A 20,782-nucleotide genomic window follows, 5' to 3' on the forward strand; every position below is an offset into this window, starting at 1 on the left:
AAATATCGTTAAAAGAGCACGATTGGTCTTTTTATATTAACCATGGTAATAGTTTAGGTTTTGTAATGTTTCATTGGGTTTTGTGGTTACTTGTCCGTATTGATTAGATATTGTGATTGAATGGTATTTTTGTGCTTCTCTTTTTAATATTTACAGATAATTATTCTTTTTATGATGGAGTGTTGTTCATTACCACCAGTTAAATTGTATTTAAATTCGACTTTGCCTTTATTTAAATAAGAAATAAATATAAAGAATAAAAATTATTAATTAGGAATAACAATATTCAAATCTTTAGTGTTATTTATTTAGTGGTTAAAATTAATACTTCCTTTTAAATATATTAAATAGGGAGATAAATTTTTTATTAGCAAAAAAAAGAGTCTTATAAAGAAATGAAATATAAAAGAAAAATACTAAAGTGCCATTTTTAAAAAGTTGATTAAGTTCAAAAAACACGTATCTTTACCTTTAATTGTGATACCTATCACTTGGGTATGTAACCATGAAAATGCACATTGGTGTAATTGTGGACTGTGTCACGAAAGCAGGGCTTTTTTTTGAGTAACATGCCATCGAAAACTCAACGACCTATTTCTTTTCCTGACAGAAATAAAAGCAATGCTCTTATTTAAATATAATGAGGATATTATTTTTATGTCTTATTGGTGTTTACGTCTGTGTCAAGGAAATTAAAGCCTTTAAGAAGATTTTGTAGAGTCATAATTAGTAGCTATAAAAATTATCAATTGTGAGAGCGATTTTCTTTTTCGAAATTCGTGGCAGAGATCTTTTGCTTGAATCTCAGGTCAACTATATACGGCGGTATTATTTTTGACCTTAAAGAAAATCATAAAACTATAGAAAATAGATGGGTATTTTAATCATGAAAAGCTTGAAGCCTCTAGCAGCACTGGTTGGTTTGTTGGTTCTTTCTGGATCTGCAAACGCAGTAAACGTGTATAACGATAAAGGTACACGTTTCGATGTAAATGGTCAGTTCCGTTTAAAAACACAAGTGACTAGCCAAAATCACGAAATGAAAATGACGGATGATGGTAGCCGTATCGGCTTCTTCGGTTCACACGAACTGACTAACGATATCAAAGTCTTTGGTAAATTAGAGTGGGGTTCAGACACTCAAAGAACTAACAGCGAAAACCCTAAATCAAACTTTGAAATGTACAACCGTGTGGGTTATGTCGGTTTCTCTCATCGTGATTATGGTCAAATCCAATTTGGTCGTACTTACATCCCAATCGACTGGGTGAAAAAATCAAGCTACGGTTACGGCAACACAGGTGTATTCTACTTTAGCGATGTATTAGGTCGTTCAGTAGGTTACTCTGGTGGTAATACCAACATTACAGAAGATAAATACGGTAATCACCGTATTGATTACAATGGTGTTGGTAAAAACAACTTTATGACCCGTTTACCACAAACCATTTTCTTAGAAACTAACCGTTACGAAGGTTTTAAATTAGCAGGTACTGTAACCGGTAAATCTGGTGATGATGGTCGTCGTGTTGCTGGTGATATCACTCGTGCTTACTCAGTCGTTGGTTTCTATAAATCAACTTTCGGTTTAGAGTTTGACGCAGGTTACTCAGCGGCTAAAGGTGAAGCAAATAATTCAGGTCCAAATAAAGATAAAACACCTGAAAACAGCATCTTAGCTTTTGGTGCTGAATACTTTTTCCCTGGTCGTGAATTCTCTATCGGTTTAGACTATGGTCAATCTCGTGCTAAAAACCCAGGTTTAGCACTCTATGAAAATCAATTTAAAAACCCTCGTGGTTGGAATTCAGTTAAAGGCGACTGGAAAGCAGATTTATATGGTGTTGGTGTGAAATGGCACTGGGATCGTATCGAAAGTGGTATGTATGCGGGTTACTACCTGCGTGATGGTGATGCCAATACATTCAACTACAAAAAAGAAACCTATACTATGGGTGTAGATAAACGTTTTGCAGTATCTAAATACAACAACTTACGTTTATTCGCTGAAGTTGCATATGATGATGCTCGTAGCGAAAACCCGAAATATGAAGATAAAAAACAATATATCTTCGAAACCGGTATGCGTCTGTACTTCTAGTCCTAGTAAAGGCACTACCGTTTGACAGAAGTAACGAAAGGAGAGCCATTTTGCTCTCCTGTTAACCAATATATAAGGGGTGTGTAATGGTTAAGAACGTGTTGAAAATTTCAACATTAGCAATGTTTGTCGCATTCAACGTGAATGCTGCGACAGTCGATCTTCGTATTATGGAGACGTCTGATGTTCACAGTAACTTAATCGACTTTGACTACTTCAAAGACAAATCAACTGAACAGTTTGGTTATGTCCGTACTGCTAATTTAATTAAAGCAGCAAAAGCTGAAGCAACCAATGCGATTTTAGTTGATAACGGCGACTTGATCCAAGGTAGCCCGCTGGCTGACTATCAAGCAGCTAAAGGCTTAGAAAAAGGCGAATCTCATCCAGCTCACCAGCTGATGAACACCATGGGCTACACAGTAGGTAACTTTGGTAACCATGAATTTAACTATGGTTTAGATTACCTGAAAAAAGCCATTGCCGGTGCTAAATTCCCTTACATCAACGCCAACGTGATGGATGCGAAAACAGGCAAAAACTATTTCACACCTTATATTATTGTTGATACACCAGTAAAAGATCGTGATGGTAAAGAACACACTATCAAGATTGGTTATATCGGCTTCGTACCACCACAGATCTTAATCTGGGATAAAGCCAATCTGGATGGTAAGGTCGTTGTAAACGATATTACAGAAACAGCGAAAAAATTCGTCCCTCAAATGAAAAAAGAGGGTGCTGACCTGATTGTGGCTATTCCTCACTCTGGTTTTGCGTCAGAGCCGTACAAAGCAATGGCTGAAAACTCTGTTTATTATTTAAGCGAAGTTGAAGGCATCAATGCAATCATGTTTGGTCACGCTCATGGCGTATTCCCAAGCAAAGAATTTGAAGGCATTAAAGGCGTAGATACAGCGAAAGGTACTGTAAACGGTATTCCTGCTGTTATGCCTGGCCAATGGGGTGATCACTTAGGTGTCGTTGATATGGTTATCAATAACGACAGCGGTAAATGGGTGATGACACAAGCAACGGGTGAAGCGCGCCCTATCTTTGATAAAGCAAACAAAAAAGCATTAGTTGAACGTGATGCTGAATTAGCACAAATCATTGAAAAAGCACACCAAGGTACCCGTGATTTCGTGGGTAAACACATTGGTAAAGCATCTGCCAATATGTACAGCTTCTTAGCATTAGTACAAAGCGATCCAACTGTACAAATCGTTAATGATGCACAAGTTGATTACACCAAACACTTTATTCAAGGTGATCCAAACTTAGACGGTTTACCAGTATTAGGTGCAGCAGCGCCATTTAAAGCGGGTGGTCGTAAAAATGCACCAGCAGACTTCGTTGAAGTTGAAAAAGGTGATTTAACATTCCGTAACGCTGCAGATTTATACTTGTATCCAAACACATTAGTGGTTGTTAAAGCGACCGGTGCTGATGTTGTTGAGTGGTTAGAATGTTCAGCAGGTATGTGGAACCAAGTTGATCCTAATTCAACAAAACCACAAGAACTGATCAACTGGGATGGTTTCCGTACTTATAACTTCGACACTATTAGCGGTGTGAACTATAAAGTTGACTTAACTCAACCAGCTAAATATGACGTTGATTGCCAAGTCGTTAATAAAGATGCGAACCGTATCAAAGAAGTGACTTATGAAGGCAAGCCAATCGATCCTAAAGCCACATTCCTGATCGCAACCAATAACTACCGTGGATACGGCGGTAAGTTTGCAGGTACGGGTGAAGCAAATATTGCGTTCGCATCTCCAGATGAAAACCGTGCAATTTTAGCTTCTTACATTGCTAAACAAACGAAAGAAAAAGGTGAAGTTGCAACTAAAGCCGCTAACAACTGGTCATTCTTACCTATTAAGACTGACAAAGCGTTAGATGTACGTTTTGAAACTTCTCCAAGCGAAAAAGCCGCTGCATTTATTAAAGATTTCTCTCAATATCCAATGACCTTTGTGGAAAATGATGAAATCGGTTTTGCAATTTACAGAATCGATTTAACAGAGAAGAAATAAGCCATTAAGCCTGCCCGTTCAGGGCAGGTTTTTCTTACCTTTTTGAACCAAGAGAGTAAAATTCATTGCTCTTTAAGGGGATTTTATGCGCTTTATGAAGCTATTACCTGCAGCTTTTGCTTTAGTGCTAGCAGGATGTGCAACGCAAGCACCTGAAATTACAGAACCATTAAAACCTCAAGCTAAATTAGTTGAAGGCGTATCTTGTATTTTACCTGATGCGCCAACAGCACCTTACGACTACATTGCTTCTAATGATCGCTATGGTCAAAATAGCACCGCATCGACAGATTACTTTAAGTTAGCAATTAACTACTCACCGGCTTTTTGTGATTATAAAAGTAATAACATTAAACGTTTAAATAACGATAATGAAAAAGATCGTGCAAAACGTGAGTACGATAAATTTGAAATCCAGTGTTTCTCTGATAACAAATTTGGCTGGATTGTTCATGGGCTGTGGGCTGAAACCTGTGATGGTAAATCATGGGAAGAGTGCCGTGATTGGAAAGACATACGCAAGCATCCTCGTTTATGTAAAGGCGATTTACCACCTTTAGAATACTCTGCTATCAAACCTTATCTGTGTGATTCTCCGGGTATCGACTTACTGCAAGGTGAGTGGGAAAAACACGGTGTGTGTGCTTTTGATACACCAGATGCATTCTTTGGTAAACAAAAAGAGTTGTATGAAGCGTTAGTATTACCAGAAGGCCGTCCTTCAAACAGTGCATTGATTAAGTTCTTAAAAGAACACAATCCATCACTGAAGGATAAAGAAATTCAAATTAATCGAGATGAATTCTATATCTGTTATAGCAAAGATTTCGAAGTAATTGATTGTCCGAAACGTGAATTTTGATCTTAGGGATAAATTTTAAATGAACCATAAATACAAACTCGTTGCACTAGCAGTAAGCTCAGTCTTATTAGCGGGTTGTGCAAAGAACTACGACGAAGCTAATGTTGTTGATGTGCGTGTTATTGCAATGAACGACTTCCACGGTGCGCTAAAAGCGCCAGGTCCAAACAAACCTGGTGGTATCGAGCACATGGCTACGTTAATCAAAGAAATGAAGAAAGATAACGCGAACAACATCGTTGTTGCTGCGGGTGATATGGTTGGTGCAAGCCCTCTGTTATCTTCAATGTTCCATGATGAACCTTCAATCGAAGCATTATCATTAGCCGGCTTAGAAGCAACTTCTGTGGGTAACCACGAATTTGATAAAGGCATGGGCGAGTTACTGCGTAAGCAAAACGGTGGTTGCCACCCAGTTACGGGTTGCCAAGGTCCAACCGAATTTAAAGGGGCTGATTTCCAATACTTATCAGCAAACGTAACTGTTAATGAAACAGGTAAAACGTTATTCCCTGAATATGTTATCAAAGAATTTAACGGTATCCCTGTTGCCTTTATTGGTGTCACTTTAGAAGGTACTGCTGCAATTGTAACGCCTAAAGGTACTGAAGGTTTAAGTTTCCATAACGAAGCGAAAACCATCAATGCATTAGTGCCTCAGTTAAAAGCGCAAGGCGTTCAAGCAATTGGTGTTCTGATCCACGAAGGTGCCGCACAGCGCCGTGATGGTGGCCCAGTGAATATCAACGCATGTAATGGTATTACGGGTAAAGTTCTAGGTATTGTTGAGCAATTAGATCCTGCAATTGATTTCGTTGTGACGGGTCATACTCACCAAGCTTATAACTGTACTATTAACGGACGTTCGGTGACTTCTGCACAATCTAACGGTGCAATGTTAACGCGTATCGATCTGAAATTAGACAAAACAACTAAAGATGTTGTTGATATCGAAGCACGTAATATTTGGGTTGATAACCGTAAATATGAAAAAGATCCAGCAGTCACTAAACTGTTAGAAGCTTACGAAAAAATCGCTACCCCATTAGCTAACCGTATTATCGGTAAGTTAGAAGGTAATTTAACTAAGCAAACTAACGACGCGGGTGAGTCTGCACTGGGTCAAGTGATTGCTGATGCGCATTTATATACTGCGAAACCAAAAGATATGGGTGGCGCACAAATCGCATTTATGAACAGCGGTGGTATTCGTGCTGATATGACAGGTGGTGACGTTTCTTATAACGCAATCTACACTGTACAGCCATTCTCTAACGTACTGTTAACTCAAACGTTGACTGGTGAGCAAATCAAACGCCTGTTAGAACAACAATGGGATCGTTCACGCCCACAAGTGTTAGCGATTTCAGGTAACTTCCAGTACACATGGGATAGCAAAGCATCTAATGGTAACCGTGTTATCGTTGAATCAATGAAAATTGACGGTAAACCCGTAGATATGAAAGCGAACTACCGTGTTGTGGCTAACGAATACTTAGCAACGGGTGGTAGTAACTTCTCAGTACTGAAAGAAGGTAAAGATCCTGTTTACAGCGTGCCAGATGTTGATGCAGTCGTGAAATACTTTGCTGAGCAGTCTCCAATTGCTCAACCAAAAGCGAATAACATCACACGTAAATAACGTATTTTCATACGCCTTGTGAAAATCGCACCTCTTACGAGAGGTGCGTAAATAAATAAAGAGAGCAAAGTGTTGAACACAAAGGGTCCATCCCTACCTTTGTATTCATTACGCACTTTGCTCTTTTTTTATGTTTTTTTATTCGCAAATGTGCGGGAATAAACATAAGAGTCAACGCCTTTACAAGGAACAATTTGTGATTCATTGTGTCATTTTGCGACAAAAGACTGCATTTTATCGTCATTATAAAGATCTAAACTTATAACGTTTAATGTTATAAAGTCATAAAGTTATAATTGCCGTGAGGCTTGGAGTGTAAGTAATGGCTATTTCTGTAAGATTAGATGAAGACTTTGTGTCTGATGCTAAAATTCATGCGGAAGCGAAAAGCAGAAGTGTTCCTAAACAAATTGAACACTGGGCTAAAATAGGGCGTATAGCTGAAGATAACCCTGATCTGCCATATAGCTTTATCGAAGAATTATTACTGGCACAGGCGGAAGTCGAAAACAAAAAGGTTTCTCGATATGTCCGAACCACAAAAAGGGATTGATGTTTATCAGTCCTCTCGATTTGAAAAGGCAATGAAAAAGTTGCCTGTATCAGATGTGAAAATTATTGAAGATGAAATTGATCAAATAATCGATAATCCACTGATTGGTGAACAGAAAAAAGGCGATCTTGCTTATCTTAGAGTACACAAATTTAGGCTTAATGAGTTGACTGTACTACTCGGCTATTCATGGGTAGCCAACAAAGTTGAACTGTATCTACTGCATATTGATTCCCATGAAAATGTCTATGGCGCTCAGAAAAAATAGCGAAAGACCGATCTGAAACTGATTAAGTAATAAAAGAGTGGTGGCATAAGGTCACCACTCTTTTTTTGTGGGTATGAGTTTTGTAGATATGTAAAAAAAAGCCCACAGAGGCTTGTGGGCAATGGAATGAAAGTAAAGAAAGAGGGTATTACTTATTGCTAGGGTACTTTGTCAGATGTCTGTTCTAACACTTATTTGAAGATTTTAAAGCGTGAATCATCTTCCATATAATTCTTTTCACCAGCCTCTTGTTCAATTGAACCAAAGACCATTTGCGCTCTTAATTTCCATGTTTTTGGCAGATCCCAAGTTGCATGAACTTCATCATCAATAATTGGGTTGTAGTGTTGTAGTGATGCGCCTACGTTCTCTGCGGCTAATGCAGTCCAAACAGAAAGTTGCGCCATACCACTTGCTTGCTCTGACCATACAGGGAAGTTATCCGCATACAGTGGGAATTGCTCTTGAAGACCTTTTACGATATCGGTGTCTTCGAAATACAGAATTGAACCCGCACCTGCGGCGAAGCTATTAATTTTTGCTTCAGTTGCACTAAATGCTTCTGCGGGGACTAATTTTTTCAGTGTATTTTTAACGATATCCCACAGTTTTTGATGTTGTTCACCAAACAGAACAACAACACGAGATGTTTGTGAGTTAAATGCTGTTGGGCTCTCTTTAACCGCTTCTTTGATAATCGCAGTGACTCTGTCTTCGCTAATTGGAAGTTGATTACCTAAATGATAAATTGTTCTACGTTTTTTCATTAAATCAGTAAATGCGTTAGACATGATTGTCTCCTTGATAAATTTAAGCGCTTAAAGCGTGTCTTAGCTTGAGCTAATCTATGCACATACTATAGGGCTTAGCAGTGATTTATTGATATATAAAAAATTTAATCAGCTACGTCAAAATATTCGACCTAGTTTTTAACTACTTGATTTAGATTCTGTTTATCTACATATCTAAACTCAGGCGCAAGTTGGCTAATACCTAATCCTCCCGCTTTCTTCACTTTAATTTGCACAGGAATGCGCTCTTTCATGGCTTCTACATGACTAATGACGCCAATGATTTTGCCGGATGCATTAAGGCTATCCAGCGCATCTAATGCAATATCTAAGGTATCAGGATCTAATGTACCAAAGCCCTCATCGAGAAATAATGATTCGATTTGCGTTTTGTTACTGACCAAATCCGACAGTGCTAAGGCGAGCGATAAACTGACTAAGAAACTTTCGCCACCAGAGAGCGTGCGAGTATCCCGCAGTGCATCGGCTTGCCATGTGTCTGCAATTTGTAGTTCAAGGCTTGCTGGTGTTTTGCGTTGTAAGAAATAACGTCCATGCAGCTTTTCTAAACGACGGTTAGCCAAATAAATGAGATGATCAAGCGTTAAGCCTTGGGCAAAACGGCTAAATTTATCCCCTGATGCCGATCCCACCAATTCATTTAAGTAGCTCCAATCATCAAACTGAGATTGCTGTTTAGTAATATGGATCAGTAGATCTTGTTGCGCTTTGCGTTTTTCTTCATCAATACGCAGTTGCTCTTGAATACGGAACTTTGTTTCTTGTAATTGAGCCAGTTGTGTTTCTAGTGACGATAAATGCGTGGTGATCTGTTCAATATTATGCTCAGTCGATAACACTGGCTGTTGTGACAAATGTTGTTGATATGCCTTTTCTTGTGTATCTAAACGTGTTTTTTCTTGCAGTAATTTATCAAGCCGTTGTTTTTGTTGCTCTTGTAAACGATTTCTTTCCTCGACGGATAACAGAGAGGCTAAAAATGCATTTTCGTCAGTAAACAGGCTATTTTTTAACGCATATTGATATTGTTCAATAATGTCTTGTGAGCGTGTTTGCAACCGTTGTAGCGATTTTTCATTTTCCTGATATTGACCAATAAGCTGATTTAAACGGACTTCGAGTCGATTTTTCTCTTCGCTATATTGTTCAATTTGTTTTTGTAACAGCTGACTTTGTTTATCCAACTCATTGCGCGCATCTTCGGTGGTTTGTGTACCAAATAAAGCTTGGCGTTGCGCGTTTAGCTGTTCTTGTTGCTGATGGTGTTGTTGTAAATGAACTAAAACAGCATCAAGTTCTTTTTGAGTTTCAGATAAATAACGTTTTCTCTCTTCCTGCGTTAATAACAATTCGCGAATTGTTTGTTGTAATTCGTGATGTGTTTTTAAGGTTGATTGATATTGTTGGCTCTCTTTTTTACGCGCAATAAGCCATTGAGTTTTGTCTTCAAATTCCCGTAACTCATAACCTTGCTGTTTGACAATTGATTGAAGATCCTGTGCTAACTGGGTTTGTTGTTGAAGATATTGCGCTGTTTGTTGTTGTTTATTGGAAACGTCTTTCTGTTGCTGTGCAAATTCATTTTGTTGATGAAGGATCGCTTGCTGTTGTTGATTAAATAGCTCTTTGTTATCAGATAACCTTTTGTATTCTTGCTGAATTAGGGCTTCTAATTGTTGATAACTAATCCGTTTTTGTGTCAGTAACTTATCTTCTTTCTCAAGTTCTAAATCTAATTGAGTTAAAGCCGTTTCTTCGCAATCAACATCGGGTAATGCGTAAGTCTGAGCTAAGAGCTGCCATTGTTGTTTTAATGACGCAATATCTTGTGTTAGTTGCTCTAGATCGCGACTTAATTTTTCATTTTGAACTTGATAGTTAGTACACTGTGTTTTTTGTTCTACTAACTCTATTGTTAATGTATGAACTTGCTGCGTTAAAATATCTAATCGTGTTTTTGTTTCGTCTGGTTTAATTTCTTTATATTTTTCAACATAAGGATGTTCAGTTGAACCACAAACAGGGCATGGGTTGTCTTTAACTAAATGTTGTCTCTCTTCTTCGTATTCTGCTAATTTTCGTATTAGCAGATAATTATCGTTTAAGTCTTTAAGATGTTGTTCTTTCTCTTTTAAAACAATATCATTTTTGTGAATGTTTTCAGTCAGCATTGCTATTTTTTGCTGATTTTCTGAATGGCTTTTTTGCTGTTGATGTTCAGTTTTTATCGCATGCTGTAATTGAGTCTGTAATCCCATGAGTTTTGCGAGGGCATTTCTTTGCTGAGAAATTTGTTGCAAACGATGAGGAATATCCGCAATAGCATCTGCTTTATTGAGTTGCTCAAGTTGTGTTTGTAATTCACTTAATTGTTGTTGCTGTAAATTAAGTGTGTGCTGTTGTTGCTCTAGTGATTTAGTTGCTTTCTCTAAGGCAAACTTGAGTGCGTGTTCTTTTTCTTGCTCTGTTTTTTCACTCTTTTGGCTAATAAGATATTTTTCTGTGATTTCATCATATTGCTCAAAATAACGTTGCCATAAAGGTAAGTTTTCAGCAAGTTGAGCATGAGTGGTATGCTGATTTAAATATTCATTTAATTCATTGAATTGTTTTTGTGATCCCGATAATTGGGCTTCTGTTAACTGTATTTTTTCAAGATATTCTGACTGTGTTTTTTCTAGCGTATTTTTTTGCTGTGTTTTTGCTGAAATATCTTGTTGTAGCAAGATTAACTGATTATCTAATGGCGCTACTTTTTCACGAATAAGTTGCAATATTTGCTGTTTTTTCTCATCGTGCTGTTTAAATGAGTCACGAGCCTCGACTAAATGCTGATTAATAGGTTGGATCTGTTGTTCAATAAGCTGTTTTTCTGCTTTTAGCGTTGAGAGTTGTGACTCAATATAGGTTTGTTCTTTTAATAGACGGTTCTTTTCATCATAAATCGGACGGATTTTTTCTGCGGGTTCACTATTTTCAAGGCGTTGAATATCGGGTTTCGCCGCAACTATTGCTTCTTGCGCTAAGTTAACCTCAGTTTGTGCTAATAGTGTGTTTTTATTGAGTTCAGTTTCTTTTTCTTGCCACTGCTTTGCTATTTGATATTCCTGTTGTTCTTTTTGTAATAGGCTCTCTTTGGCAAAAAGATCAGTTTGTTCAGTTAATAACGCTTGGCGCGCATTTTCATCTAATAACGCCATCATTTCGGCTTGCTGTTTTAGCGTTTTTAATGCATGTTCTTCTTCTCGCCAATGTTTAAAAATTGATTGAGAAATATGACGATAAATATCTGTTCCAGTCAGTTCTTCGAGTAATTCAGCACGAGATTTATCATCTGCATTTAAAAAAGCCGCGAATTGTCCTTGGGAAAGCAACATAGATTTAGTGAAGCGATCAAAATCAAGACCAGTGATATTAATAATCATCTCTTTCACTTGGCTTATCTTGCTTGCTAATATTTTATCTTCGCCTCCTGTCGTATTTATTTTAACCAGTTCTGCCTGTGGTGCTTGAAGATTGCCATCTTCTTTATAATTAGCACGGCGTTGTTCCCAAAATGCACGATAAGCCACACCTTTGACTTCAAATTCAACTTCAGCCAAGCACTCCGCCGTATGGCGTGTCATCAATTCATTTTGTGATTGTGTGACTTTATCTAGTCGTGGCGTTCGATGATAAAGCGCTAAACTAATCGCATCTAACAGGGTGGTTTTTCCCGCACCCGTAGGGCCTGTAATGGCAAATAATCCATTGCTGATAAAAGGCTCTTGGTTAAAGTTAATTTTCCATTCACCTTTTAAGGAGTTAATGTTTTTAAATCGCAGACTTAAGATTTTCATTATGCTTCGTTATCCTCTTGTTCTGCCATTTCAACGGCTTGCTTAAACAATGTTGTTAAGCGTGTTTTTGTCTCTTCTGAATCAAACTCATGTTGTTCTAAGCGTCTTTCAAAAACATCATAAACAGTTAATTCGGTCAGTGTTTCGTTCTCATTTTGAGTGAACGCTTGGCGTTGTTTTCTGGCTCTTCTTAATAAGATCACATCAAAAAGTGGATCGTTAGTTAGCTCTTGAATACGGGTCTGTATATCACTGAGATAATCTTGTGTTGAGACTTCGATATCCAACCAAATAGTGGTATCTATTTCAGCGTATTGTTTTTTTAAATCCTCAACTTGTATCGCTATCTCTTTTAATGAACCACTGATAGTGCGTAGTAATTGAAACTCAGGGATAGGTAATAGTGTGAGGTTAGTTAATTTGTCTTGCTCAAAATCGATAAGACAGACACTTTTCTGTTGCCCGCTTTCATCGAAACTTAAAGGAATAGGGGAGCCACTATAACGAATATGACCTGATTTATTCACTACTTGAGGGCGATGAATATGACCAAGAGCAATATAATCAAATTCAGGAAATAGGGTTGCAGAAAAAGCCTCTAAAGTACCAATATAAATTTCACGTACTGAATCGGTGACGCTTGCACCGATAGTGGTGAGATGACCTGTTGCAATAATGGGGATATTTGCATTCAATTGTTTACGTAAATCAAGAGCAGCTTGATATTGAGCTTGATAATAATCAGCAATGGCTTCTTTTAGCGCATTTTGTTTTTCAGCCCCAGATTGCCCACTTCGGCTACTTATCATATCTCTAGGGCGTAGATAAGGAATTGCGCAAAGTAATGCGCCTGGTGCATTGTCTTTTTGATGAAGGATCAGCGGTGCTTGCGGTGTTTCAGTATCAACATTGGCAATAACGGTGGTATTTAAACACGCCAAGAGTGATTTTGACTCGTTTAGTGTTGCGACAGAGTCGTGATTGCCACCTAGAATAACGAGCTGACATTGTGTATCTCGAATAGCAACAACAAAACGGTTATACAGTTCTCGGGCATAACTTGGTGGAGAACCCGTATCAAAAATATCGCCTGCAACAATCAGAGCATCAACTTGATAATGTTTAATTTGTGCTAACAACCAATCAAGGAACTGTTGATGTTCTTTAGCTCGAGTCTTAGTAAAAAAATATTGCCCTAAATGCCAATCTGATGTGTGAATAATCCGCATTGCTATCCCTCTTTTTTATCTGGTGAAGAGTATAGCGCACCTTGCTTTTTTAGTGAAAACTCAACAATTACCCCCTTTTTTGAGTGATATTTCACCAAAAAATGATTTATTTACCTTAACAACAGGGATCTATTTCAGTAATGTTAAGGCTAGTCATAAATCTGTCATAAAACTGCATCATAATCATTTTGACCCTCTATATACATTACACAGGATAGAGTATGGCAAGGCGTATTCTTGTTGTTGAAGATGAAACCGCAATTCGAGAGATGATCTGTTTTGTTTTGGAACAAAATGGTTTTCAACCTATTGAAGCAGAAGACTACGATTCTGCATTGAGCTTTCTGATTGATCCTTACCCTGATCTGGTTTTATTAGATTGGATGATCCCCGGAGGATCAGGCTTACAGGTAATAAAACAGATGAAACGGGAAAGTAACACCCGTGATATTCCCATTATTATGCTAACGGCCAAAGGGGAAGAAGAAGATAAAGTCCAAGGGTTAGAAACGGGGGCTGATGATTATGTTATCAAACCGTTTTCCCCTAAAGAGCTTGTCGCCCGTGTGAAGGCGATTTTACGACGCTTATCACCGATGTCAGCAGAAGATATCATTGAATTCAATGGATTAGGGCTTGATCCTGTCTCTCATCGAGTCACTAGTCAAGATAAACCGATTGATATGGGGCCTACCGAATTTAAACTCCTGCACTTTTTTATGACACATCCTGAACGCGTATATAGCAGAGAACAACTGCTAAACTACGTTTGGGGAACGAATGTTTATGTCGAAGACCGTACTGTTGATGTGCATATTCGTCGTTTACGTAAGGCCATTGAAGAAGATGGTCATGACCGAATGATACAGACAGTACGTGGAACGGGATATCGTTTCTCTGCCCGTTTCTAAGTCAATATGGGAGTAACCGTCAGGTGTTAGAACGACTATCGTGGAAAGCCCTCGTTTGGGGGCTATGTCTATTTTGTTTGCCTGCCTTTATATTATCGCTTTTTATTGGGCATCTTCCTTGGTTGCTGGTGGCATCGCTTCTCAGTGCCCTTGTGTGGCATGCCTATAATTTGCTGAAATTATCTAAATGGTTATGGTTAGATCGCTCTGTATTACCCCCAGAAGGAAGAGGGGGATGGGAGCCTATTTTTTATGGGATCCGACAGACCCAGCAACGTAATCGTAAACGACGCAGAGAATTAGGCGACTTAATTAAACGTTTTAGAAGTGGGGCTGAAAGCTTACCTGATGCTGTTGTGATGATGACAAATGAAGGCAATATTTTTTGGTGTAATAGCCTTGCTCAACATTTATTAGGCTTTCGCTGGCCTGAAGATAACGGGCAAACTATTTTTAACTTATTACGTTATCCTGATTTTTTGCACTATTTTACCGCAGGTGATTTTAGTCGTCCCTTAACTATTTCACTGAATAATGGCTCTATTGTTGAGTTCCGTGTGATGCCATATAGCGAAGATCAGCGCTTGATGGTGGCGCGTGATGTGACAGAAAAAAATAAACTAGAAAATTCACGGCGTGACTTTTTTGCTAATGTTAGTCATGAGTTAAGAACACCGCTAACCGTTATTCAAGGTTATCTTGAAATGATGGAAGAAAATAGTTCAGCCAAACCTGCAGAGCATAAGGCGATAGTTACGATGCAAGAGCAAGCTAAACGCATGGATACGCTTGTTCAGCAACTCTTACAACTTTCTCGTATCGAATCTGCGCCCCATATTGATTTAAACAAGATTGTTGATATCCCTGCCATTTTGGCTTTATTACAACAAGAAGCTAACTCATTAAGCCAAGGTCAACACCAGATTGTTTTTGATGTTGATGAACAGTGGGCTGTTCGTGGTAATGAAGAGCAACTGCGTAGTGCTGTTTCTAACTTAGTGTATAACGCCATTAATCACACTGAAGAAGGCACCACAATCAACGTCAGTTGGAAAAAAATCCCCCAAGGTATGTTATTTAGTGTTTCAGATAATGGAGCGGGGATCAGTGCTGAACACTTAACTCGTTTAACAGAACGTTTTTATCGCGTTGATAAAGCGCGCTCTCGTCATTCAGGTGGTACAGGGTTAGGTTTGGCAATTGTGAAAAAGTCGTTGCTTCATCATCACTCTCAATTGAACATTGAAAGTAAAGTGGGTGTGGGGAGTACCTTCTCTTTTATCCTTCCTCAAACATTGCTTACCGCTAAAAAAACACATTAGCAGTCTGTCTTTTTAAAGCCTTTATCACTTGTATCAATCAGTGATAAAGGTTTTTGGTCTCATTCTTGATCTTTTTAATATCAATAAAAACTAATATCGTAGCGTTAAATTTTAATATTATTAATTAATGGTAACTTTAAGTGATGCTAATATTCAATATTGTTGGTGATAAAATGCACAAATCATATCATGTATATTCGATGATATATGACAGTTATAACTGGAGCTGAAAAATAGTTTAGATGATTATTCTGGTTTTGGGATTGGCTATTGCCTTTTTTCATTATAAAAGTTTTACTTGTGACCAGTTATCGGCAATTTTTTCTATTTAGTATCTGATTGCTCTACATGAAATGATTATATATGGATATTATCCTGAATAATGATGGTATGAGCCTAAATAGATATTGTTGATTTTATGTTGCGCTATATTGGCGCAAATTAACCATTATTGTAACTATATATTAACAAAACTTATGGCACATAGATTAACTTCTAGAGATATTCTGGCATTAGGGTTTATGACATTCGCCCTCTTTGTTGGCGCTGGCAACATTATTTTTCCTCCAATGGTGGGTTTACAATCAGGCGAATTTGTTTGGACAGCGGCAATTGGCTTTTTGATCACCGGTGTCGGTTTACCTGTTTTAACGGTTGTCGCATTGGCAAAAGTCGGTGGTGGTATTGAGGCATTAAGCACACCTATTGGTAAATCAATGGGGTTATTATTAGCTATTGTTGCCTATCTCGCTGTTGGGCCTCTTTTCGCAACACCTCGTACTGCAACGGTTTCTTTTAAAGTGGGTATTGCTCCTTTAGTGGGTGATACTGAGATGTCATTGCTGATTTACAGCATTGTCTATTTCTTAATTGTTATTGGTATTTCACTTTATCCCGGTAAATTGCTAGACAGTGTTGGTCATATTCTTGCACCGATTAAAATTCTGGCATTAGCGGTATTAGGTGTGGCCGCAGTATTTTGGCCTGCTGGTGGTGCTATTCCTGCTACTGATGCTTATCGTGATATGGCGTTGACTCAAGGCTTTATTAACGGTTACCTCACCATGGATACATTGGGCGCTATGGTTTTCGGTATTGTTATTGTTAATGCAGCCCGTTCTCGGGGTATTGATAATTCATCACTGTTAACACGTTATACTATGTGGGCGGGAATTATTGCTGGTGTATTGTTAACTGCGATCTATTTGAGTTTATTTAAATTAGGCTCTAGCAGTGGCAGCATTATTCCGGGTGCTCAAGATGGCGCTGATATTTTACATGCCTATGTTCAGTACACTTTCGGCAATTTTGGTAGCTTCTTCTTAGCGGTACTGATTTTCTTAGCCTGTATGGTGACTGCTGTTGGCTTAACGTGTGCATGTGCAGAGTTTTTTAGCCGTTATTTGCCTATCTCTTATCGTGTATTAGTGTTGATTCTGGCGATATTCTCAGCTGTTGTATCAAACTTAGGATTAAGCAAACTCATTGAGTTTTCTATTCCTGTATTGATTATGATTTATCCGCCTTGCATTGTGATTATTTTAATGAGCTTCACATTACGTCTGTGGAATAATCCAAGCCGTATTATCGCACCCGCCATGGCGGTTAGCTTATTTTTCGGTATTTTTGATGCAATAAAAGCCTCTGATTATCTGAAACATTTATCACCAGAGTGGGCAACTAAATTGCCATTAAGTGAGCAAGGTTTAGCGTGGTTAACTCCTGTTCTCATTACTATTGTAGTTTGTGGTATTTATGACAAAGTTGTTGGTTTACACCATAAAAAAGTGATCCATACTGAAGCTATCAATAAGCAATAAAATGCAGTGAAAACAGATTGATTTAAACGTAAAAAGGGAAACGAAAGTTTCCCTTTTTGTTGGAATTACAGTAAGTGTCGATTTTCTTTTAAACGATCAGCAAGTGTTTTTTCTATATCTGTTCGTATTAATTTGGATACATCATATTCTTTGGCAAGTGATGAGAATCGAGCAATAACATCAACGGTATGATGAATATACGCTTGTGCTTGTTGCCAACTTCCAAAACCAGCTATTTCAGCAAGTTGCTTTATTGTCTTTAATGGTGGCTTTTTAGCATATCCAGCAAATGAAGAGATATGTTCATTTCTAGGATTGGGATTATAAGTTACATCATAAAAAGGGGCTGGCTCCCAATGTTCATCATCATATTGAAAAAAGACACCACTATGGTTTTGTACCAATGTTCCCATTAAAACAGGATCACCTGTAGATAACGTCCGTGTCACATTTAGCTTTTAGATCGGCTTAAAACTCATCTTGTAATACCTCTTCAATAGTCCTTGGCATACGTGGTTTATTCACTTTCTTAGGATCCACAACCGCATAAAGATTATTTAAATCATCAAGGCATTGCCAAAGTAACAGTAACTGGCGTAGTGAAATTTTACCTTGTAACTCAAATTTTTTGATAGTTGAAGCAGGAACTGTACTACGCTCGGCAAGTTGTTCGCGTGACCATTTTTCTTTTTCACGCAACTTTCGTAAATGAGAGGCAAAGGCTCGACTAACATCAAGATCAGTAAGTAATGAGAGTTTCATTTGTTAGCCTCAAATAGATACTATAATGTCTAATCATAGCAAAAAATAGCGACTTTGGACATTATAGTACCTATTTGATTTAAGAGCAGAGCAAACAGTTTATCTTAGATTGCCCATTAATTTTGATCTGTAGAATACTGTTTTTCTGCCACGGGCTGTTGGTTTTCATCTAAGTAATAATGAACGCCAGCAACAATATCATCTTCACCTTCATAGAAGATTTTAAAGCGCGTACGATTGCCGTCATGATAAGCAATCACTGCACTACCGCCTTTTCCTAAGCAGAACTGATGAAGATTACCCGTTGATATACAAATACTGTCGTCGCCAGATACCGTGACTTTACAGTTATCGCCGGTGTTAATTGCCACCGTGTTTTTTCCAGTCACATTGATTTGCGCTAAATCACCTGTATTAGTGACTTTTGCGCGATCTTGAGAGGCCGTAATGAAACTGCGTATACCACTGTTTGCGACATGAACACCATTACCTGAGGCATAAATTTTGACATCGTTGCCACTATTACAAATACGGGAGCGCCCGCCTAAGCTGCCAATACGACATTGATTACCTGTATTACATACTTTTCCTGCAAAACCAGTATTTATCAATTGATTGTTATAACCCGTATTGGCAATGCTGTTTTCATCGCCAGAAAAAGCCACAATATTGTTACTTCCACACAAAGCAAGATCGGTGCTTAGTTGCTGACTTTTTAAGATCAATTGATGCCATTCGGTAGAAAATTGAATATTTTCAGAGGTTGGCAACATGTTGTGATAGGGCAGGCGTTGTAATGTCACACCTTGTTGTTCATTGCCGAGCAGGAACAAGATGTTTTCCATGACTTCTTGTTCCTGTTTGGCAAAGGATGCTTCACTAAAATGACGTAAATAAATATATTGAATAAAGCTTTCTATCCACTGTGTACGGCGCTGTTTTATTAACTCACTATGGATAGCACTGTAAGTGCCTCCATCAGGAAAATAACGCAAAAACCAACGATAAAGCGAAGTTGAAACATGCAACTGTCGTAAGTCTTCTTTTGTTAATCTAATATTTTCCTTTGAAGGGACAGACATATAAGCTCCTTACTCCATGTATTAATTAGTGTCTATGGTAACCGTCAACCATACTGCGAAATGTTTGGAAGGGTGTTTTCCCTGTTGTACACAGATAAAGGTGACCAATGATAAAAAAGACACTACATACAGCTAATATTTGATGTGCGATTAATAACCATGCTTTAAATATCACTGCGTCAGCAGGAATAAATGCTGGGTTTTGAAGCAACACACCCGTTATTAAAAGCAGTGGAACTAATGCATACATCACCCCTAAATAAGCCATTTGTTGCAGTGGATTAAACTTAACATTAAGTGTTGCTGGGAAGGGGTGATCTTCACCTTTGATAATGCCGTAGAGGTAAAAGCGAACTTGCATTAAAGCGCGCTGGAGCCAATTTTTGCCATCAATGCGGTAAAATTTACCATTACCACCAATAAGATTAATAAGGATAAAGGATAACCAGCAAACTAAGAGCAGATAGCCACAAATTTCATGCACATTAACTAATAGTGCCGTATCGTGGGCTGAAAGCAGGGCAAAATGGTTAATCCCACCACTTAGAAGCAACAGAATAAATAAAGAGGCATTACTCCAATGCCACAAACGCACTGCTTTAGAGTAAAGATAGAGTTTCTCTTCTTTATGCGACTCACCGTGTGGTGTGGCAAAGCGATAACGTAAGAAGCCATGCAGTGCAAGAACAAGCAACATCCCAACTAAAAGCACGCCTGCAACGATTAACCACAATGGTGAATAGTCGGGTGTGTAGATCAAGACATACTCTTTTAGTGAGGCTTGGAATTGCTCGGCATTTGGCATGATATGAACGGCACTCATACTTCACCTCCCTCTTGTACATGAGGCCCTACGCGGCGATAGAGATGGGGTTTTCCTACACCATCAAGTTGATAAATATAGTAATCGTGTGTTTTGAGCCATTCTTGAATTTGAGGGCTATCTTCTCTACCAAATAACAAGGCATTTTGTGGACAAGCACTCACACAAATCGGTGGAAAACCTTTTTGTAGTCGAGACTCAAGACAAAAATCACATTTATCAGCAACCTGTGTCACAGGGTTAAGATAACGGACTTGGTATGGACATGCTGATATGCAATAGCTACAACCAATACATTTCTCTTTATTAACACGCACAATGCCATTGGTTTCATCACGCCAAGAAGCACCCGTAGGGCAAACCGGAATACATGGCGCATCTTCACATTGTTGGCAAGAGTGTCTAAAGAAATGGTATTTATCGTTATCTTCTTTGAGGCTTAATGGAATATGAGCAATATCCATTCTTGCCATACCATTGGGGACTTTATTTAATCGACGACATGCAGTGGCGCAGATATTACAGCCATTACAAAGAGTCTCATCGTGGATCATGGCATAGCGAATAGGTTTTTTTTCTGCAGTGGCTGCAAGCGCACTCCCTAGTGGTGCACTGAAAAAAATGACCGATCCCATACCTGCTACAAATTTACGGCGAGAAACACGCATTATTTTTGCTCCTCAGTCTGATGATGTTGTAATACCCACATCGAGT

17 protein-coding genes are annotated in these 20,782 nt (G+C 38.4%); 9 read left to right on the plus strand and 8 right to left on the minus strand.

Annotated features, from left to right (window positions below):
• The first annotated feature begins 886 nt into the window (after nucleotides 1–886).
• The 6 genes from B6258_RS04000 to B6258_RS04025 all read left to right on the plus strand — a co-directional run bounded on the left by B6258_RS04000 (nucleotide 887) and on the right by B6258_RS04025 (nucleotide 7,468).
• Nucleotides 887–2,101 (plus strand): porin, encoded by a 1,215-nt coding sequence (locus B6258_RS04000; protein ID WP_231039901.1) that lies wholly within the window; start codon nucleotides 887–889, stop codon nucleotides 2,099–2,101.
• Nucleotides 2,102–2,187: 86 nt separating this feature from the next.
• Nucleotides 2,188–4,143, plus strand: a complete 1,956-nt coding sequence (locus B6258_RS04005) for a bifunctional 2',3'-cyclic-nucleotide 2'-phosphodiesterase/3'-nucleotidase (RefSeq protein WP_099074178.1) — start codon at nucleotides 2,188–2,190, stop codon at nucleotides 4,141–4,143.
• An 85-nt stretch (nucleotides 4,144–4,228) separates the two neighbouring features.
• Nucleotides 4,229–5,005 (plus strand): ribonuclease T2 family protein, encoded by a 777-nt coding sequence (locus tag B6258_RS04010; RefSeq protein WP_069368615.1) that lies wholly within the window; start codon nucleotides 4,229–4,231, stop codon nucleotides 5,003–5,005.
• A gap of 19 nt (nucleotides 5,006–5,024) precedes the next feature.
• Nucleotides 5,025–6,647, plus strand: coding sequence for a bifunctional metallophosphatase/5'-nucleotidase (locus B6258_RS04015; RefSeq protein WP_099074179.1), 1,623 nt, complete (start codon nucleotides 5,025–5,027; stop codon nucleotides 6,645–6,647).
• Nucleotides 6,648–6,969: 322 nt separating this feature from the next.
• On the plus strand, nucleotides 6,970–7,200 hold the full coding sequence (locus B6258_RS04020; protein WP_004245167.1) for a ParD-like family protein: 231 nt from the start codon (nucleotides 6,970–6,972) through the stop codon (nucleotides 7,198–7,200).
• Nucleotides 7,175–7,468 (plus strand): type II toxin-antitoxin system RelE/ParE family toxin, encoded by a 294-nt coding sequence (locus tag B6258_RS04025; protein WP_099074180.1) that lies wholly within the window; start codon nucleotides 7,175–7,177, stop codon nucleotides 7,466–7,468. The genes B6258_RS04020 and B6258_RS04025 overlap by 26 nt, the downstream gene beginning before the upstream one ends.
• Before the next feature lie 191 nt (nucleotides 7,469–7,659).
• Here the strand turns inward: B6258_RS04025 and B6258_RS04030 are convergent, their stop codons facing one another.
• From B6258_RS04030 to sbcD, 3 genes are all read right to left on the minus strand, one after another.
• A complete protein-coding gene (locus B6258_RS04030; RefSeq protein WP_072069426.1) occupies nucleotides 7,660–8,259 on the minus strand; it encodes a nitroreductase family protein in 600 nt (199 codons plus the stop codon).
• A 131-nt stretch (nucleotides 8,260–8,390) separates the two neighbouring features.
• Complete coding sequence (locus tag B6258_RS04035; protein WP_099074181.1) at nucleotides 8,391–12,119, minus strand: AAA family ATPase; 3,729 nt, start codon at nucleotides 12,117–12,119, stop codon at nucleotides 8,391–8,393.
• A complete protein-coding gene (gene sbcD, locus B6258_RS04040; RefSeq protein WP_099074182.1) occupies nucleotides 12,119–13,348 on the minus strand; it encodes an exonuclease subunit SbcD in 1,230 nt (409 codons plus the stop codon). Before sbcD ends, B6258_RS04035 begins: the two co-directional genes overlap by 1 nt.
• Nucleotides 13,349–13,569: 221 nt before the next feature.
• Here sbcD and phoB point away from each other — a divergent pair, with 221 nt between their 5' ends.
• From phoB to brnQ, 3 genes are all read left to right on the plus strand, one after another.
• On the plus strand, nucleotides 13,570–14,259 hold the full coding sequence (gene phoB / locus B6258_RS04045) for a phosphate regulon transcriptional regulator PhoB (RefSeq protein WP_023580900.1): 690 nt from the start codon (nucleotides 13,570–13,572) through the stop codon (nucleotides 14,257–14,259).
• A gap of 23 nt (nucleotides 14,260–14,282) precedes the next feature.
• Entirely contained in the window at nucleotides 14,283–15,581 is a 1,299-nt protein-coding gene (gene phoR / locus B6258_RS04050) for a phosphate regulon sensor histidine kinase PhoR (RefSeq protein ID WP_099074183.1), read from the plus strand.
• Nucleotides 15,582–16,057: 476 nt separating this feature from the next.
• The gene (brnQ, locus tag B6258_RS04055; RefSeq protein ID WP_099074342.1) at nucleotides 16,058–17,401 is read left to right on the plus strand and encodes a branched-chain amino acid transport system II carrier protein; all 1,344 of its coding nucleotides are present in this window, start codon (nucleotides 16,058–16,060) and stop codon (nucleotides 17,399–17,401) included.
• A gap of 65 nt (nucleotides 17,402–17,466) precedes the next feature.
• Here brnQ and B6258_RS04060 read toward each other — a convergent pair whose 3' ends face one another.
• From B6258_RS04060 to B6258_RS04080, 5 genes are all read right to left on the minus strand, one after another.
• Entirely contained in the window at nucleotides 17,467–17,850 is a 384-nt protein-coding gene (locus tag B6258_RS04060) for a hypothetical protein (RefSeq protein ID WP_240531517.1), read from the minus strand.
• A gap of 19 nt (nucleotides 17,851–17,869) precedes the next feature.
• A complete protein-coding gene (locus B6258_RS04065; protein WP_006535148.1) occupies nucleotides 17,870–18,163 on the minus strand; it encodes a helix-turn-helix domain-containing protein in 294 nt (97 codons plus the stop codon).
• A gap of 116 nt (nucleotides 18,164–18,279) precedes the next feature.
• Nucleotides 18,280–19,245 carry a protein YdhT gene (ydhT, locus tag B6258_RS04070; protein ID WP_099074184.1) on the minus strand — a complete coding sequence of 322 codons (966 nt, stop codon included), beginning with the start codon at nucleotides 19,243–19,245 and terminating at the stop codon, nucleotides 18,280–18,282.
• Between the two features lie 25 nt (nucleotides 19,246–19,270).
• Nucleotides 19,271–20,068 (minus strand): thiosulfate reductase cytochrome B subunit, encoded by a 798-nt coding sequence (gene phsC / locus B6258_RS04075; protein WP_099074185.1) that lies wholly within the window; start codon nucleotides 20,066–20,068, stop codon nucleotides 19,271–19,273.
• Nucleotides 20,065–20,736: a 4Fe-4S dicluster domain-containing protein gene (locus tag B6258_RS04080; protein ID WP_099074186.1), complete on the minus strand. Its 672-nt coding sequence runs from the start codon at nucleotides 20,734–20,736 to the stop codon at nucleotides 20,065–20,067. Before B6258_RS04080 ends, phsC begins: the two co-directional genes overlap by 4 nt.
• Between the last annotated feature and the right edge of the window lie 46 nt (nucleotides 20,737–20,782).

It is taken from the genome of Proteus alimentorum, from assembly GCF_002607735.1.
GTDB classification, from domain to species: Bacteria; Pseudomonadota; Gammaproteobacteria; order Enterobacterales; family Enterobacteriaceae; genus Proteus; species Proteus alimentorum.

Excerpts from the sequence above, each read along its gene's own strand:
- B6258_RS04065 (WP_006535148.1), bottom strand. The coding sequence starts at position 18,163 with ATGAAACTCTCATTACTTACTGATCTTGATGTTAGTCGAGCCTTTGCC.
- phoB (WP_023580900.1), top strand. The coding sequence starts at position 13,570 with ATGGCAAGGCGTATTCTTGTTGTTGAAGATGAAACCGCAATTCGAGAG.
- B6258_RS04015 (WP_099074179.1), top strand. The coding sequence starts at position 5,025 with ATGAACCATAAATACAAACTCGTTGCACTAGCAGTAAGCTCAGTCTTA.
- B6258_RS04080 (WP_099074186.1), bottom strand. The coding sequence starts at position 20,736 with ATGCGTGTTTCTCGCCGTAAATTTGTAGCAGGTATGGGATCGGTCATT.
- sbcD (WP_099074182.1), bottom strand. The coding sequence starts at position 13,348 with ATGCGGATTATTCACACATCAGATTGGCATTTAGGGCAATATTTTTTT.
- ydhT (WP_099074184.1), bottom strand. The coding sequence starts at position 19,245 with ATGTCTGTCCCTTCAAAGGAAAATATTAGATTAACAAAAGAAGACTTA.
- B6258_RS04030 (WP_072069426.1), bottom strand. The coding sequence starts at position 8,259 with ATGTCTAACGCATTTACTGATTTAATGAAAAAACGTAGAACAATTTAT.
- B6258_RS04000 (WP_231039901.1), top strand. The coding sequence starts at position 887 with ATGAAAAGCTTGAAGCCTCTAGCAGCACTGGTTGGTTTGTTGGTTCTT.
- B6258_RS04025 (WP_099074180.1), top strand. The coding sequence starts at position 7,175 with ATGTCCGAACCACAAAAAGGGATTGATGTTTATCAGTCCTCTCGATTT.
- B6258_RS04005 (WP_099074178.1), top strand. The coding sequence starts at position 2,188 with ATGGTTAAGAACGTGTTGAAAATTTCAACATTAGCAATGTTTGTCGCA.
- brnQ (WP_099074342.1), top strand. The coding sequence starts at position 16,058 with ATGGCACATAGATTAACTTCTAGAGATATTCTGGCATTAGGGTTTATG.
- phsC (WP_099074185.1), bottom strand. The coding sequence starts at position 20,068 with ATGAGTGCCGTTCATATCATGCCAAATGCCGAGCAATTCCAAGCCTCA.
- B6258_RS04020 (WP_004245167.1), top strand. The coding sequence starts at position 6,970 with ATGGCTATTTCTGTAAGATTAGATGAAGACTTTGTGTCTGATGCTAAA.
- B6258_RS04010 (WP_069368615.1), top strand. The coding sequence starts at position 4,229 with ATGCGCTTTATGAAGCTATTACCTGCAGCTTTTGCTTTAGTGCTAGCA.
- B6258_RS04035 (WP_099074181.1), bottom strand. The coding sequence starts at position 12,119 with ATGAAAATCTTAAGTCTGCGATTTAAAAACATTAACTCCTTAAAAGGT.